Consider the following 17,301-nt stretch of genomic DNA (forward strand, 5'->3'; position numbering starts at 1 on the left):
ATGCCCGACGTGGAAAGTTTTTGGCATAGCCTTGAAGAAGCCTATCAAGCGATTTTGTCGGCGCCAAGTTTTGATGCTTGGATTAAAACCACACGCCCTTTGAAATTAGACAACAATCAATTGTGGCTAGAAGTCCCTTCTGCAGTTCATCGTGATTACTGGGAAAAAAATCTTTCGGCAAAAATTGTCGAAACTGGATTTAAATTGACCGGTGCAGAAGTGATGCCCCATTTTGTTGTTGCCGATGAAAAAGACGCAGCACTGGCACAAGAACTCGAAGAACCTGCCGAAGAAGAAATTGTTTTTAGTGAACAAAGTAAAAAAGCAATGCTTAATCCTAAGTACACTTTCGACACCTTCGTTATTGGTAAAGGAAACCAAATGGCGCACGCTGCAGCGCTTGTTGTTGCCGAGGATCCGGGTTCGATTTACAATCCCCTTTTCTTCTATGGTGGTGTAGGGTTAGGGAAAACCCATTTGATGCATGCCATTGGTCATCAAATGTTAGTGAATCAACCAGATGCCAAAGTCAAATATGTTAGTAGCGAAACGTTTACGAATGAATTTATCAACTCAATTCAAACAAAGACATCCGAACAATTTCGGAAAGAATATCGCAATGTTGACTTATTATTAGTCGATGATATTCAATTTTTGGCGGAAAAAGAAGCAACATTGGAAGAATTTTTCCATACCTTCAACGATCTTTACAATGAAAATAAACAAATTGTTTTAACAAGTGATCGCCCGCCGAATGATATTCCAAAATTACCTGAACGATTAGTTTCTCGCTTTGCTTGGGGTTTGTCTGTCGATATCACCCCGCCTGATTTAGAAACACGGATTGCAATTTTGCGCAAAAAAGCAGATGCCGAGCGTTTAGAAATTCCGGATGATACACTAAGTTATATCGCTGGTCAAATTGATTCCAACATCCGTGAATTAGAGGGTGCTTTGGTCCGCGTTCAAGCCTTTGCAACTATTAATGGAGAAGATATTACCACTAGTTTAGCGGCGGACGCCTTGAAATCTCTAAAATCAGTTGGTAGTAAAAATCAATTGTCCATCTTACAAATTCAAGAAGAAGTATCCAAATATTATCATGTGCCTCTTAAAGATTTAAAAGGGAAAAAACGGGTGAAAACAATTGTGGTTCCTCGTCAAATCTCAATGTATCTTGCTAGAGAAATGACCGACAATTCCTTGCCAAAAATTGGTGCCGAATTTGGCGGCAAAGATCATACAACGGTAATTCATGCGCACGAAAAGATTCAGCAATTATTGGAAAAAGATCCAGCGATTCAAAAAGAAGTCAGTGAAATTAAAAATTTATTGAACTCTTAGGATGTGGAAAACTAAACAAAAAAGAACAAAGTTATCCACAACTTATACACAAGTGGATAACTTAGTAAAATCAATGCTCTTTTGACTTTTCCACAGAATCAACATGCCCTATTACTTTTATTATTTATTTATATATAATATACAAAACAGTGGCGTACAAAATTAGAACGTATTGAAAATACTTAAAAAGGAGTTTACATTATGAAATTAACGGTCAAACGAAGTGTCTTTTTACAAGAATTACAAACTGTTCAACGAGCAATTTCTTCTAAAACAACGATTCCAATCTTAACAGGTGTTAAAATTGTGTTATCAGAAGATGGCTTATCACTTACTGGGAGTAACGCGGATATTTCAATTGAAAGTTTTTTAAGTAAAGACGATGAAAAAGCTCAAATGACGATTGAACGCACAGGTAGCATCGTTTTACAATCTCGTTTCTTTGGCGAAATTATTCGTAAATTACCAGAAGATATGTTCACAATGGAAGTTCTAGATAACAATCAAGTTGCAATTACTTCAGGAAAAGCTGATTTTACGGTCAATGGATTAGATGCTGACAATTATCCGCACTTACCAGTAATTGATACTCAAAACCAAATGAAATTACCTGTTCATTTATTGACAAAAATTATTAGTGAAACAGGTTTTGCTGTATCGATGCACGAAAGTCGTCCAATTTTAACTGGGGTTCACTTTATTTTAGAAAATCAAAAATTACTTGCCGTTGCGACAGATTCACATCGTTTAAGTCAACGTGTGATCCCGACAGAACAAGCAGTAGAAGACTTTAACATTGTAATTCCAGGAAAAAGTTTAACTGAACTTTCTCGTTCATTAACCAATGAAGAAGAAATGGTTGAAATCAGCATTATGGAAAATCAAGTGCTATTTAAAACAGAAACAATGTACTTCTATTCTCGTTTGTTAGAAGGAAATTATCCTGATACCAACCGTTTAATTCCAACTAGCCATAACACGCAAATTGAATTTTATGTACCAGAACTGCTTTCAGCAATCGAACGTGCCTCTTTACTTTCTCATGAAGGACGTAACAATATTGTTCGCCTTTCAATTTCACCAGATTCTGTTGTTTTATATGGAAATTCACCTGAAATTGGAAAAGTCGAAGAAGCGTTAAACTATGAAAATGTTTCTGGTGAAGCGTTGGATATTTCTTTCAACCCAGATTATATGAAAGATGCATTGCGAGCGTTTGGCGATATGAATATTACCGTGAAATTCCTTTCTCCAATTCGTCCGTTTACATTGGAGCCAACCGAAACAGAACTAGATTTCATTCAACTAATTACACCGGTTCGTACAAATTAATCATGTTTAAAAAAGACCTTCGGAAAATCACTATGATCGCCGAAGGTTCTTTTTTGTCGTCTGTTTAAAGCCGATAAACGCTGCTAGATAAGCTTTTTAAAACTAGAATAGCTTTTACGCTAATATGATTGTGAATATTTGAACTATCGTTTGACGAATAAATTCTGCCTTTTTTTTCGTGGATAAAGAAAAAAGCCCTTTAATTTTTCGTTTAAGGGCTGTTCATTTTTTTATGAATATTTCCTAGTGAAAGAAGTTTACGTTGCTTAAAACGACGCTCAGACCTCTACAAGCTACTTTTCTTCATTGCGCGCCCTCTTCGTTTGTCTTTGAGTTACCCCTAATTGTTTTTTAGTTAAACGCTACTCGTCATTTCTGCCAAATCAGGCCCCTTTTTTCTCAAGAAAATATCAATTTCCGTTTTAAAATGCTTTTTAAGAGTTTTTTTATCCTAATAATATTTTCGGTCATTTAGAATTAAAATTGCTTAGAATGAAAATTAGACAGATAAATTTGTTTTCTCTTATGAAAAAGGGTATAATATATATGAGAACGTATTAGAAAAAAGAGGGATGCACATTGAAAAAAACGTTTGTTTTAGCAACTGAGTATATAACGCTTGGTCAGTTTCTTAAAGAAATCAACGTCATTGGTAGTGGCGGCCAAGCCAAATGGTATTTGGCAGACAATAGCGTGTTTGTTGATGGCGAGTTGGAAAATCGTCGCGGACGGAAACTTTATGCGGGCATGATGATTGAGATACCTGAAGAAGGTACTTTTTTTATGGTGAAAAACGGAAACGAGTCCGACGATGCGGCTGAATGAGCTGACACTTCAGCATTATCGTAATTATGAAACAGTCAGTTTAGATTTTCCAAAAACGTTAAATCTTTTTTTAGGCGAAAACGCCCAAGGAAAAACCAACTTGTTAGAAAGCATTTATGTTCTAGCAATGACACGAAGTCATCGAACCAGCAATGAAAAAGAATTAATTGGCTGGGAACAAGCAGCAGCTAAAATTAGCGGTGTGGTTGAAAAAAAGACAGGCACCGTGCCGTTGGAAATTTTAATTTCCAACAAAGGACGTAAAACCAAGGTTAATCACATTGAGCAAAAAAGGCTCAGTGCGTACATTGGGCAACTGAATGTTATTTTATTTGCCCCAGAAGATTTATCTTTGGTGAAAGGCTCACCTCAAGTCCGCCGGAAATTTATTGACATGGAACTCGGACAAGTGAGTCCTATTTATCTTTATGATCTTGTCCAATATCAGTCTGTTTTAAAGCAACGGAACCAATACCTAAAACAACTAGCTGAAAAGAAACAAACAGATACTGTTTATCTGGATATTTTGACAGAACAGCTAGCTGAATTTGGCGGGAAAGTTCTATACGCTCGGTTAGGTTTTCTTAAAAAATTAGAACACTGGGCAAACTTACTCCATCAAAAAATTAGTCATGGACGCGAAACGCTCACCATAGACTACGCATCAAGCATCCCAATTGACAACACGGATCTTTCCTTAGAAGCACTTCAAAATCAATTGCTCCAACAATTAATGAACAATCGTAAGCGTGAATTGTTTAAAGCGAATACTTTTTTAGGCCCTCATCGTGACGATTTGCTATTTATTGTCAATGGTCAAAATGTTCAAACGTATGGCTCACAAGGCCAACAGCGGACGACAGCTTTAAGTATTAAATTGGCAGAGATTGATTTGATGCATTCAGAAACAGGAGAATATCCTGTGTTATTACTAGATGATGTCATGAGTGAATTAGATAATGAACGTCAAATTCACTTGTTAGAAACGATTGAAGGCAAAGTTCAAACGTTCTTAACGACAACTAGTTTAGATCACATAAAAGACAAGCTAACAGTTGAACCAGATATTTTTTATGTTCAACAAGGCAAGATAGAAAGGAATTCAGCGACATGACAGAAGAAGAAAAAAACATGAGAGAACGTGCGCAAGAATATGACGCTAGTCAGATTCAAGTTTTGGAGGGCTTAGAAGCTGTCCGGAAACGTCCTGGTATGTACATAGGTTCTACTAGTGGCGAAGGGTTACACCACTTAGTATGGGAAATCGTTGACAACTCTATCGACGAAGCCTTAGCAGGATTTGCTAAATCAATTCAAGTAATTATCGAACCAGACGATAGTATTACTGTTATCGATGATGGTCGTGGAATTCCAGTCGGGATTCAAGCCAAAACAGGTCGCCCAGCTGTGGAAACAGTGTTTACAGTGCTACATGCCGGCGGGAAATTTGGCGGTGGCGGCTATAAAGTATCAGGTGGCTTGCACGGTGTTGGTTCCTCTGTTGTTAATGCTTTATCGACCAGTTTAGATGTTCGTGTTTATAAAGATGGCAAAGTGTATTACCAAGAATATCGTCGTGGTGCGGTTGTTGATGACCTAAAAGTTATCGAAGAAACGGATCGTCACGGAACTACTGTTCACTTTATTCCAGATCCTGAAATTTTTACAGAAACAACCGTTTATGATTTTGATAAATTAGCAACACGGGTTCGTGAATTAGCCTTTTTAAATCGAGGCTTACACATTTCAATTGAAGACCGTCGTGAAGGACAAGAAGATAAAAAAGAGTATCACTATGAAGGCGGGATTAAGAGTTATGTTGAGCATTTAAATGCCAATAAAGACGTTATTTTCCCAGAGCCAATCTTCATTGAGGGAGAGCAACAAGATATTACAGTGGAAGTGTCAATGCAGTATACAGATGGCTACCACTCAAATATTTTAAGTTTTGCCAACAATATTCATACTTATGAAGGCGGAACGCATGAATCTGGTTTTAAAACTTCTTTAACACGTGTGATTAATGACTATGCACGTAAACAAAAATTGATGAAAGAAAACGATGAAAAATTAACTGGGGAAGATGTTCGTGAAGGTTTAACTGCAGTGGTTTCCATCAAACATCCAGATCCTCAATTTGAAGGACAAACGAAAACGAAATTAGGGAACTCAGAAGTACGGACCGTTACGGATCGTTTGTTCTCAGAATACTTTACAAAATTCTTGATGGAAAATCCAACAGTCGGCAAACAAATTGTCGAAAAAGGTATGTTGGCCTCAAAAGCTCGTTTAGCCGCTAAAAGAGCCCGTGAAGTCACCCGTCGTAAAGGCGCTTTAGAAATTAGCAACTTGCCAGGGAAGCTGGCTGATTGCTCAAGTAAAGATCCGGAAAAATGCGAATTATTTATCGTCGAAGGAGACTCGGCCGGCGGTTCAGCAAAACAAGGCCGTAGCCGTGAATTCCAAGCCATTTTACCAATTCGTGGGAAAATCTTGAATGTCGAGAAAGCTAGCATGGATAAAATTTTAGCCAATGAAGAAATTCGGTCATTATTTACAGCTATGGGAACAGGCTTCGGCGAAGATTTCGATGTTTCTAAAGCACGTTATCACAAACTAGTGATTATGACCGATGCCGATGTCGATGGTGCGCATATTCGAACGTTGTTATTAACCTTGTTCTATCGCTTCATGCGGCCAATTGTTGAAGCTGGTTATGTGTATATTGCCCAACCACCACTATATGGTGTGAAACAAGGGAAAAATATCACCTACGTTCAACCGGGCAAACATGCTGAAGAGGAACTAGCAAAAGTGTTAGAAGAATTACCTGCTTCACCAAAACCAAGTGTTCAACGTTACAAAGGTTTGGGTGAAATGGATGATCACCAACTTTGGGAAACAACAATGGACCCAGAAAAACGATTAATGGCGCGAGTGAGTGTCGATGATGCCATTGAAGCTGACCAAATTTTTGAAATGCTAATGGGCGATCGTGTGGAACCACGTCGTGCGTTTATCGAAGAAAATGCCCATTACGTGAAAAACTTGGATATTTAATGTGTCGCAACGTTGTAAGAGACGCTAGAACATATATTTAGAGGGGAAAAAATTCATGAGTGAAGAAATTAAAGAAAACATTCAAGACGTCAATCTGACCAGCGAAATGAAAGAATCTTTCATTGACTACGCAATGAGTGTTATCGTAGCCCGCGCGTTACCTGACGTTCGTGACGGTTTAAAACCTGTTCATCGCCGAATCTTATATGGAATGAACGAATTAGGGGTAACCCCTGATAAACCACACAAAAAATCAGCCCGGATTGTTGGGGATGTTATGGGTAAATATCACCCCCATGGGGACAGTGCGATTTACGAATCAATGGTGCGGATGGCACAACCTTTTAGTTATCGGGCTATGTTAGTTGACGGCCACGGAAACTTCGGTTCTGTCGATGGTGACGGCGCTGCCGCTATGCGTTATACCGAAGCACGTATGAGTAAAATTGCTTTAGAAATGCTACGAGATATTAACAAAAATACAGTCGATTTCCAAGGAAACTATGATGATTCAGAACAAGAACCAGTAGTTTTACCTGCTCGTTTTCCAAACTTACTAGTTAACGGAACAACGGGGATTGCGGTGGGGATGGCAACAAATATTCCACCACACAATTTAAGTGAAGTGATTGATGCAACAAGTTTATTGATGGACAATCCTGATGTAACGACGAATGAATTGATGGAAGTGTTACCTGGACCAGATTTTCCAACAGGCGGTTTAGTGATGGGGAAATCAGGGATTCGCCGAGCATATGAAACAGGGAAAGGTTCGATTACTGTTCGTGCAAAAGTTGAATTGACTGAAATGCCGAATGGAAAAGAACGTATTTTAGTAACTGAATTGCCTTATATGGTGAATAAAGCCAAATTAATCGAACGAATTTCTGAATTACACAGAGATAAACGAATTGAAGGAATTACCGATTTGCGGGATGAATCTTCTCGTGAAGGCATGCGGATTGTCATCGATGTTCGTCGAGATGTGAGTGCCTCTGTTGTGTTAAACAACTTGTACAAAATGACTGCTTTACAAACATCTTTTGGTTTTAACATGTTAGCCATCGAAAAAGGCGTACCGAAAATTTTAAGCTTGAAACGTATTTTAGAAAACTACGTCGAGCATCAAAAAGAAGTCATTACTCGCCGGACGATTTTTGACAAAAACAAAGCAGAAGCACGGGCGCATATTTTAGAAGGTCTACGAATTGCCTTAGATCATATCGATGAAATTATTGCCATTATCCGTGGATCACAATCAGATGACGAAGCAAAAGCAACGTTAATTGAACGCTTTGAATTTTCAGATCGTCAAGCGCAAGCGATTTTAGATATGCGTTTACGCCGTTTAACAGGCTTAGAACGCGACAAAATTGAAAATGAATATCAAGAGCTATTGAAATTCATTGCGGACTTAGAGGACATTTTAGCCCGCCCAGAACGCGTCATTGAAATCATTAAAACAGAGTTAAATGACGTTCGCACAAAATTTGGTGATGCACGACGCACAGAATTATTAGTAGGTGAAGTCCTAAGTCTTGAAGATGAAGATTTAATCGAAGAAGAAGAAGTCGTGATTACATTAACCAATAACGGCTACATTAAGCGGATGGCAAACTCCGAATTCCGGGCGCAACGCCGCGGCGGACGTGGTGTCCAAGGCATGGGCGTTCATGATGATGATTTCGTGAAAAACCTAGTTTCTTGTTCAACACATGACACGTTATTATTCTTTACGAACACTGGGAAAGTTTACCGAGCAAAAGGTTACGAAATCCCTGAATACGGTAGAACAGCAAAAGGAATTCCAGTGATTAACTTACTGGGAATTGATTCTGCAGAAAAAATTCAAGCGATTATTTCTGTTGAGGGCAAAGCGGAAGCAGGTAAATACTTGTTCTTCACAACCTTAAAAGGAACCGTCAAACGGACAGCTGTAACAGCCTTTTCTAATATCCGTAGTAATGGATTAATCGCCATTAGCTTAAAAGAAGATGATGAGTTAGTTAACGTGGTAACGACTAATGGCAATCAGAAGATGATTATCGGAACACATGCAGGATACTCTGTCACATTTGATGAAAATACTGTACGTGATATGGGCCGGACAGCATCAGGCGTTCGGGGAATCCGTCTCCGCGAAAATGATTATGTGGTCGGTGCAGCGATTCTGGATGAAAACAAAGAAGTCCTAGTCATTACTGAAAATGGTTATGGTAAGCGTACAAAAGCTTCTGAATATCCAGTTAAAGGACGTGGCGGTAAAGGGATTAAGACAGCAAATATCACTGAGAAAAATGGTCCATTAGCTGGTTTAACCACGGTCAATGGGGATGAAGATATCTTATTGATTACGAACAAAGGCGTCATTATCCGCTTTAACGTTGATTCTGTTTCTCAAACAGGACGCGCAACATTAGGGGTTCGTTTAATGAGAATGGAAGATGGTGCCAAAGTGGTAACGATGGCTGTTGTAGAACCAGAAGAAGTGGAAGAAGAAATCGTTGAAGTTGTAGAAACAACAGAAAACGAAACAACATCAGAAACAGAAGAATAACATAAAAAAGTTTCGCCAACTGGCGAAACTTTTTTATTGGGGCTTTTCAAAACTATTTCTTGCTTTTGTCCATCAATTAGCATATAATTAGAGATTGTGAACTACCTTTTTAGGTATGTTCTCCTTGCTCTTAGCCAACTAAGAGCCTTGAAGTCCATAGGGAGGTGAAAATCAATGAGTCAAGATACGAAGTACGAAATCATGTACATTATTCGTCCGAACATTGATGAAGAAGCAAAAACTGCTTTAGTAGAACGTTTCGACACAATCTTAAAAGATAACGGAGCAGAAGTTATCGAATCTAAAGATTGGGAAAAACGCCGCTTAGCATATGAAATGAACGGATTCCGTGAAGGCATCTATCATATCGTTAACGTTACTTCTCCATCAACAGCTGGCGCAATCAACGAGTTTGATCGTTTAGCAAAAATCAATGACGATATTATCCGTCATATGATCGTGAAGGTAGAAGCATAATTTGTTTCACATGAAACATTTATTGACGAAAGGAGATGTTTTGAATGATTAATAACGTTGTATTAGTCGGAAGATTGACAAAAGATCCTGACTTACGTTACACCGCTAGTGGTTCAGCTGTTGCGACCTTTACACTTGCTGTAAACCGTAATTTTACGAATCAAAATGGTGACCGTGAAGCAGACTTTATCAACTGTGTGATTTGGCGTAAACCCGCAGAAACAATGGCTAATTATGCCCGTAAAGGTACATTATTAGGTGTTGTCGGAAGAATTCAAACTCGTAATTACGAGAACCAACAAGGTCAACGTGTCTACGTAACTGAAGTGGTTTGTGAAAACTTCCAATTGTTAGAATCTCGTTCTGCTTCAGAACAAAGAGGAACTGGCGGCGGTAGCTTTAATAACAACGAAAATGGTTATCAATCACAAAATCGTAGCTTTGGTAATAACAATGCCGGTTCTGGATTTAATAACAACAATAGTTTCAATCCATCATCTTCTCAGTCGCAAAACAATAACGGTATGCCTGATTTCGATAAAGATTCTGATCCATTTGGTGGCTCAGGTTCATCTATCGACATTTCAGATGATGATTTACCATTCTAAACGAATTTGATAGGAGGGAACAAGAATGGCACAACAAAGAAGAGGCGGACGTAAACGTCGGAAAGTCGACTACATCGCAGCAAACCACATCGAATACATCGATTATAAAGATACTGAATTGTTAAAACGATTCATTTCAGAACGTGGCAAAATTTTACCACGTCGTGTTACAGGTACTGGCGCTAAAAACCAACGTAAATTAACGATTGCTATTAAACGCGCACGTATCATGGGATTATTACCATTCGTTAGTGACGAACAATAATTTTATGACAATTTCCAGAACCAAAGAGCTTGCTCTTTGGTTCTTTTTTATCTTGACTAGTGTTTCACGTGAAACATAACAAGGTTCGCAGAATGAAGTGTTTTGTGATAAAATAAGGGATGAAATAACTAGTGAATCACCAGAGCAATACGCTCGTTGGAACAAGTCGCCTCAAAGGTCTGCAGAAAGATTGGAGGCAAAAAAATGCAAAAGAAGAGAATTCAAAAAAACGGTTTCTTAATTGTTGTGGGTCTTCTCTTAGTAGAATTTCTCCTCTATTTCTTACTAACAAATAAATGGCTGCTATTGGCGGTAATTATCGCATTAGATATCTTTCTCTTAGTGGTTATTCGGCTGTTGATTAGAGATGTAGAAATTACAAACGTAGAAAAGATTCAAGAAGCAAGTTCCATTGCTGAACAATCGTTGGATTATGTTGTAAATGAAGTACCTGTGGGAATTATTACGTATAACGGGGAAACACGCGCGGTAGAATGGCTTAATCCTTATGCTGCTTCTATTTTTAATAAAGATAATCAGCTAACGTTAACCGCTAGCCAAGTTACGTCTTATTTAGAATTAGCAGAACGAAACCAAGATATTTTTACGATTGACGAAAATACCTATCGCTTTAGCGTCAATAAAGAACAACATACAATTACTTTTGAAGATATCACTAAAGAAAGTAATTTGTATCAAGAAAAAGTCGAAATGCAAACGGCTATTGGCATTGTGTCTGTTGATAATTATGATGATGTCACCGATACAATGGATGAGAAAGAAATTTCTTATTTGAATAGTTTCATTACGACGATGGTTTCTGATTGGATGGACCAATACAAAGTTTTTTATAAGCGAATCAACGCAGAACGTTATTTTTTCATTGCCCAATGGGAAGATATTCAAAAAATGATGGACGAAAAATTTTCTATTTTGGATACGATCCGTAAGGAATCAGCTAACCATGAAGTAGCCATTACGTTAAGTATGGGGATTGCTTATGGGGGGCCAACCTTAGATCAAACCGGGACCACGGCTCAAACAAACCTAGATACAGCTTTAGTACGTGGCGGCGATCAAGTGGTTGTAAAAGAAGCCAAAGATGAAGCGAAGCCGTTATTTTTTGGTGGAAAAACGGCAGTAACGACGAAACGTTCCCAAGTACGTTCTCGTGCAATGAGCATGGCAATTAAGGGAATTATTGCGGAATCTGCTGACATCTATATTATGGGCCATCGTTATCCAGATATGGATGCGTTAGGTTCAGCATTTGGTGTTGCTCGTTTAGCTTCGTTTAATAATCGAAAAGCGTGGATTGTTTTAGATGAAAATGAAATCATTCCCGATGTCAAAAGAGTGTTAGAGGCGATTAAAGAGTACCCAGAATTAGAAGAGCGCATTATTAGTCCTAAAGAGGCCATGAAGCGCAAGAAAGAAAGTAGCTTATTAGTTATGGTAGATTACCATAAACCGTCTCTATCGATCTCACAAGAGCTCTATGAGCGTTTTGATAAAGTGGTAATCATTGATCACCATCGACGAGGAGACGAATTTCCAGCAAAACCCTTGCTTTCTTATATTGAATCTTCTGCCTCTTCTGCTTCAGAATTAGTCACAGAATTGATCGAATACCAAAGTAATAGCGCAAATAAACTGCAGGCCTTTGAAGCAACCATGATGTTGGCGGGAATTGTGGTTGATACGAAAAGTTTCAATACACGAACGACGGCGCGAACATTTGATGTGGCTAGTTATTTACGAACTTGTGGAGCAGACTCATCTTTAGTACAATATCTATTAAGTTCTGATCTTACAAGCTATCTGGAAATGAACAATTTAATCTCTAAAAGCGAATATGTCACAAAAGATACCGTCGTTGTTGCCGGGAGTGAAGACAAAGAATATGATAGTGTCACAGCTGCCAAAACAGCGGACACATTACTTTCTATGGCAGGGATTAATGCAGCATTTGTCATTACCAAGCGGACGGATCAACAGATTGGCATTAGTGCTCGGAGTAATGGTTCAATTAATGTCCAAATTATTATGGAAAATTTAGGTGGTGGCGGTCACTTTACTAATGCGGCAGTACAATTATCAAACGTAACAGTAGCAGAAGTAAAAGAGCAACTACTTGATGTAATTCGTCAAAATATTAATGAAATGTATGAACAGGAGTGAAGGAAATGAAAGTCATTTTTTTACAAGACGTTAAAGGAAAAGGAAAAAAAGGGGACGTAAAAGAAGTGCCAACTGGTTACGCCCAAAACTTTTTAATTAAAAATGGTTATGCGAAAGAAGCCAATAAAGGGAGCATGAGTGCGTTAGCGGGTCAAAAGAAAGCCCAAGAAAAACATGAAGCAGAAGTTTTAGCACAAGCAAAAGAAATGCAAGCCTTTTTAGAAGATGAAAAGACTGTTGTAGAGATTAAGGCAAAAGCTGGAGAAGACAGCCGTTTATTTGGCTCAATTCCTTCAAAACAAATTGCAGAAGCCTTAAACAAACAATACAATGTAAAATTGGATAAACGCAAAATCGAATTAGCCAACCCAATTCGTTCTCTAGGTTACACTAACGTACCAGTCAAACTACATCATGAAGTTACAGCGAAAATTAAGGTTCATGTCGTAGCGGAATAATACAATTGATAAAAAAAGAAGCCGATTTCTCCGGCTTCTTTTTTATGCCAAATAAATTACAGTAATTATTTTTATGACGTTTAGAAATCAAATGCACAACATTTTAAATTAATAAAAATATTATATTTTTATTAATTATATATTTTTAAAAATTGGAAAGTGAACTAAAAATAGAGAAATCAGCAGAGAAAAAATGTACTTTTTTTAATGAAATTGTGTTAAAATGGATAGACTAAATGAACCAGAAAGTAAGACATCGTGGGAGAGAACAAAATGAATGAATTATTGCAAGATAGGGTACCGCCACAAAATATTGAAGCGGAACAAGCCGTTTTAGGTTCTATTTTCTTAGATGCAGATGTGCTAATAGAAGCGATGGAATATGTGGAACCTAAAGATTTCTATCGTCGTAGTCATCAGTTGATTTTCCAAACGATGATGACCTTAAGCGACCGAAATGAAGCGATTGATGTGGTAACAATCAAAGATCGCCTAGAACAAGAGAATTTGTTAGAAGATGTTGGCGGACTAAGTTATCTGTCAGATTTAGCTTTAGCTGTACCGACAGCTGCCAATGTCATTTATTATGCAAAAATTGTTGAACAAAAATCGTTGCTGCGCAACTTAATCCAAACCGCTACAGAGATTGTAACTAAAGGCTTTGAGCAAGGTGAAGATGTTGAATCTATTTTGGATGATGCAGAACGAAGCATTTTAGAAGTCTCTGAAAAGCGGAATCGCAGTGGCTTTTTATCAATTTCAGATGTTCTAAATACAACTATTGCGAATATTGACCAATTATACCAAAATGATGAAGAGATTACTGGTTTACCTACAGGCTATCAAGCATTGGATAAAATGACTGCTGGCTTGCAAGCGGAAGAGCTAATCATTCTAGCGGCCCGTCCAGCGGTAGGGAAAACCGCTTTTGCATTAAATATTGCCCAAAATGTCGGCACCAAAACAGATAAAGCTGTCGCTATTTTTAGTTTAGAAATGGGGGCAGAGTCATTAGTGAACCGGATGCTTTGTGCAGAAGGATCCATTGAGGCCAGCCATTTAAGAACAGGGCAATTATCTGAAGAAGAATGGCAAAACTTAATTATTGCGATGGGTAGTTTGTCCCGTGCGAATATCTATATTGATGACACACCAGGGATTAAAATTACCGAAATTCGTGCGAAATGTCGTAAATTAGCACAAGAAAAAGGCAACCTAGGTCTAATTTTGATCGACTACCTACAATTGATTGAAGGAACTGGAAAAGAGAACCGCCAACAGGAGGTTTCTGATATTTCACGTCAATTAAAAAAATTAGCGAAAGAATTAAAAGTCCCGGTTATCGCTTTGTCACAGCTTTCTCGTGGCGTGGAACAACGTCAAGATAAACGTCCTGTGTTAAGTGATATTCGTGAATCAGGTTCCATTGAGCAAGATGCCGATATCGTTGCCTTTCTTTATCGTGATGATTACTATGATCGTGGTGAAGGAGAAGACGGCGATCATGAGCCACCAGAAGTTGACAATGTTGTAGAAGTCATCATTGAGAAAAACCGTAGTGGTGCGCGTGGAACGGTCGAATTACTTTTCATTAAAGAATATAATAAATTTTCTTCGCTTTCGCCGAGGACAGAATTTTAAAAAACGAACTCATTTTTTGAGTTCGTTTTTTTGCTTATTAAGGGATTAAAATCAGAGAGTAAAACACGAACAATATTCGTATATTTTATTATTTTACAAAAACATAACTAAAAATGTTCGTATTTTTGACAGAAACGCTTTTGATTGTGAAAGAATATTCGATTTTTACCCTTGAAAGGGACTGGTTTTACTGGTACAATGATTCAGGACAAAAAAATTATGAACGAGGTGTTCGAATGTCATCAGTAGTAGTTGTTGGAACGCAATGGGGCGACGAAGGTAAAGGAAAAATTACAGACTTTCTAAGTGAAAACGCAGAAGTGATCGCTCGTTACCAAGGCGGAGATAACGCCGGACATACCATTAAATTCGACGGCGTAACGTATAAATTACATTTAATTCCTTCAGGGATTTTCTATAAAGAAAAAATTAGTGTAATTGGTAACGGCGTAGTTGTGAATCCAAAATCTTTAGTAAAAGAATTAGCTTATTTAAAAGAAAATAATGTTGCCACTGATAATTTACGTATTTCAGATCGTGCCCATGTCATCTTGCCGTATCATATTAAATTGGATCAATTGCAAGAAGATGCGAAAGGTGAAAACAAGATTGGGACAACGATTAAAGGAATTGGCCCAGCCTACATGGATAAAGCAGCACGGGTGGGAATCCGTATCGCTGATTTATTGGATAAAGAAATTTTTGCGGAACGTTTGCAAATTAACTTAGAAGAAAAAAATCGTCAATTCGTTAAAATGTTTGATAGCGAAGCCATTGAATTTGATGATATTTTTGAAGAATACTATGAATACGGACAACAAATTAAACAATATGTTACAGATACTTCGGTTATTTTAAATGATGCATTAGATGCTGGAAAACGGGTTTTATTTGAAGGGGCACAAGGTGTCATGTTGGATATCGATCAAGGAACCTATCCATTTGTTACTTCCTCTAATCCAGTAGCTGGTGGCGTAACTATCGGTAGTGGCGTTGGTCCATCAAAAATTAATAAAGTGGTTGGTGTCTGCAAAGCGTACACTTCACGTGTCGGTGACGGCCCATTCCCAACAGAATTATTTGATGAAACAGGAGAAACCATTCGTCGTGTCGGTAAAGAATACGGAACAACAACAGGACGTCCGCGTCGTGTCGGTTGGTTTGATTCAGTAGTTATGCGTCATTCAAAACGTGTATCAGGGATTACAAACTTGTCATTAAACTCGATTGACGTGTTAAGTGGTTTAGAAACGGTGAAAATTTGTACAGCTTATGAACTTGATGGTGAATTAATTTATCATTATCCAGCAAGCTTGAAAGAATTAAGCCGCTGTAAACCAGTTTATGAAGAATTACCAGGTTGGTCTGAAGATATCACTGGTTGCAAAACTTTAGCCGATTTACCAGCTAATGCTCGTAACTACGTGCATCGGATTTCAGAATTAGTTGGTGTGCGCATTTCAACATTCTCTGTAGGTCCAGACCGTAACCAAACGAACGTTTTAGAAAGCGTTTGGGCACAAATTTAAGCAGATTTTTAAGGGAACGTAAAGGATGGCTTATGCCAGTTCAGCCTTTACGTTCTTTTTTAATTTTATATAAAAATGAAAAACTATGGTAAAATAAAAGAAAACATGAAGGGGGCAATTGTCCGTGAATTATCAATTAGTGACAGATTCTTGTTGTGACTTGCCGTATACATACTTAAAAGAAAACCAAGTATCTTTTATTAGCATGAATATTCAAATTGACGGGAAAGAATATCGCGATGATTTAGGTGAAACGTTTGATTATCAGAACTTCTTAACGGCTATTAAAAATGGAAGTATGCCCACTACCTCTCAAGTTAATGTAGGACGCTACAATGAATTTTTCCGTCCTTTTGTGGAGCAAGGGTTACCGGTGATTTATTTAGCTTTTTCATCTGGGTTAAGTGGCTCTTATCAAAGTGCGTTGCAATCAGTAGAGATGTTAAAAGAAGAATATGATAATGTAGAAATTCATATTATTGACACAAAAGCAGCTAGCTTAGGTCAAGGGATGTTAGTCCGAGAAGCCATTCGATTACAAACAGATGGTCATTCATTAGGAGAAGTTGTTGCCTATCTTGAAGAGCAAAAAATGAAACTTCACTCGTGGGTAACGGTAGATGATTTAAAACATTTAGAACGTGGCGGACGGATTTCTAAAACAGCGGCTGCACTTGGTGGCTTAATGAACATTAAACCAATTATTCGCGTGGATGCGGCAGGCAAACTAGCATCCGTTGGTAAAACTCGTGGACGAAACAAGTCCTTGCAAAAGATTGCGCAAGAAACGATTCAAGGCATTGTAGAGCCAATGAAACAAACACTATTGATTGCATATGCAGGAACGAAAGATGACGCGGAAAAAGTCAAAGAATTAATTGAAAAAGAAATAGAAGTTAATGAGATACTGATTTATCCTCTAGGACCCACCATTACTAGTCATACCGGAATAGGTTGTATTGCTGTGTTTTCTTTTGGTGAAAAAAGAAAATAAAAAATAGAGAAGTCATTTTTTAATGACTTC

At 38.0% G+C, this 17,301-nt stretch carries 14 protein-coding genes; all 14 read left to right on the forward strand.

Features of this window, described 5'->3' with window-relative positions:
* The 14 genes from dnaA (at window position 1) to IGL17_RS00070 (ending at window position 17,271) form a co-directional block, all read left to right on the forward strand.
* The gene (gene dnaA, locus IGL17_RS00005; protein ID WP_010707915.1) at window positions 1–1,344 is read left to right on the forward strand and encodes a chromosomal replication initiator protein DnaA; all 1,344 of its coding nucleotides are present in this window, start codon (window positions 1–3) and stop codon (window positions 1,342–1,344) included.
* A gap of 201 nt (window positions 1,345–1,545) precedes the next feature.
* Window positions 1,546–2,676: a DNA polymerase III subunit beta gene (dnaN, locus tag IGL17_RS00010; protein ID WP_002356014.1), complete on the forward strand. Its 1,131-nt coding sequence runs from the start codon at window positions 1,546–1,548 to the stop codon at window positions 2,674–2,676.
* A gap of 579 nt (window positions 2,677–3,255) precedes the next feature.
* Entirely contained in the window at window positions 3,256–3,501 is a 246-nt protein-coding gene (gene yaaA / locus IGL17_RS00015) for a S4 domain-containing protein YaaA (protein WP_002356015.1), read from the forward strand.
* The gene (gene recF / locus IGL17_RS00020) at window positions 3,488–4,615 is read left to right on the forward strand and encodes a DNA replication/repair protein RecF (RefSeq protein ID WP_002356016.1); all 1,128 of its coding nucleotides are present in this window, start codon (window positions 3,488–3,490) and stop codon (window positions 4,613–4,615) included. Before yaaA ends, recF begins: the two co-directional genes overlap by 14 nt.
* Window positions 4,612–6,561, forward strand: a complete 1,950-nt coding sequence (gyrB, locus tag IGL17_RS00025; protein WP_002359210.1) for a DNA topoisomerase (ATP-hydrolyzing) subunit B — start codon at window positions 4,612–4,614, stop codon at window positions 6,559–6,561. Before recF ends, gyrB begins: the two co-directional genes overlap by 4 nt.
* A 55-nt stretch (window positions 6,562–6,616) precedes the next feature.
* A complete protein-coding gene (gene gyrA / locus IGL17_RS00030; RefSeq protein WP_002361457.1) occupies window positions 6,617–9,118 on the forward strand; it encodes a DNA gyrase subunit A in 2,502 nt (833 codons plus the stop codon).
* A gap of 174 nt (window positions 9,119–9,292) precedes the next feature.
* Window positions 9,293–9,595 (forward strand): 30S ribosomal protein S6, encoded by a 303-nt coding sequence (rpsF, locus tag IGL17_RS00035; RefSeq protein ID WP_002356019.1) that lies wholly within the window; start codon window positions 9,293–9,295, stop codon window positions 9,593–9,595.
* A 44-nt stretch (window positions 9,596–9,639) separates the two neighbouring features.
* Window positions 9,640–10,203, forward strand: a complete 564-nt coding sequence (gene ssb, locus IGL17_RS00040; RefSeq protein WP_002363544.1) for a single-stranded DNA-binding protein — start codon at window positions 9,640–9,642, stop codon at window positions 10,201–10,203.
* Window positions 10,204–10,228: 25 nt separating this feature from the next.
* Complete coding sequence (rpsR, locus tag IGL17_RS00045; protein WP_002356021.1) at window positions 10,229–10,468, forward strand: 30S ribosomal protein S18; 240 nt, start codon at window positions 10,229–10,231, stop codon at window positions 10,466–10,468.
* 156 nt (window positions 10,469–10,624) lie between these two features.
* Window positions 10,625–12,649, forward strand: a complete 2,025-nt coding sequence (locus IGL17_RS00050) for a DHH family phosphoesterase (protein ID WP_002363542.1) — start codon at window positions 10,625–10,627, stop codon at window positions 12,647–12,649.
* A 5-nt stretch (window positions 12,650–12,654) separates the two neighbouring features.
* On the forward strand, window positions 12,655–13,107 hold the full coding sequence (rplI, locus tag IGL17_RS00055; protein ID WP_002356023.1) for a 50S ribosomal protein L9: 453 nt from the start codon (window positions 12,655–12,657) through the stop codon (window positions 13,105–13,107).
* 273 nt (window positions 13,108–13,380) lie between these two features.
* The gene (gene dnaB / locus IGL17_RS00060) at window positions 13,381–14,748 is read left to right on the forward strand and encodes a replicative DNA helicase (RefSeq protein ID WP_002381331.1); all 1,368 of its coding nucleotides are present in this window, start codon (window positions 13,381–13,383) and stop codon (window positions 14,746–14,748) included.
* A 236-nt stretch (window positions 14,749–14,984) separates the two neighbouring features.
* A complete protein-coding gene (locus IGL17_RS00065) occupies window positions 14,985–16,277 on the forward strand; it encodes an adenylosuccinate synthase (protein WP_002359213.1) in 1,293 nt (430 codons plus the stop codon).
* Window positions 16,278–16,401: 124 nt separating this feature from the next.
* Window positions 16,402–17,271, forward strand: coding sequence for a DegV family protein (locus IGL17_RS00070; RefSeq protein ID WP_002376295.1), 870 nt, complete (start codon window positions 16,402–16,404; stop codon window positions 17,269–17,271).
* The last annotated feature ends 30 nt before the right edge of the window (window positions 17,272–17,301 follow it).

It is taken from the genome of Enterococcus sp. AZ088 (genome assembly GCF_051714845.1).
GTDB lineage: Bacteria > Bacillota > Bacilli > Lactobacillales > Enterococcaceae > Enterococcus > Enterococcus faecalis.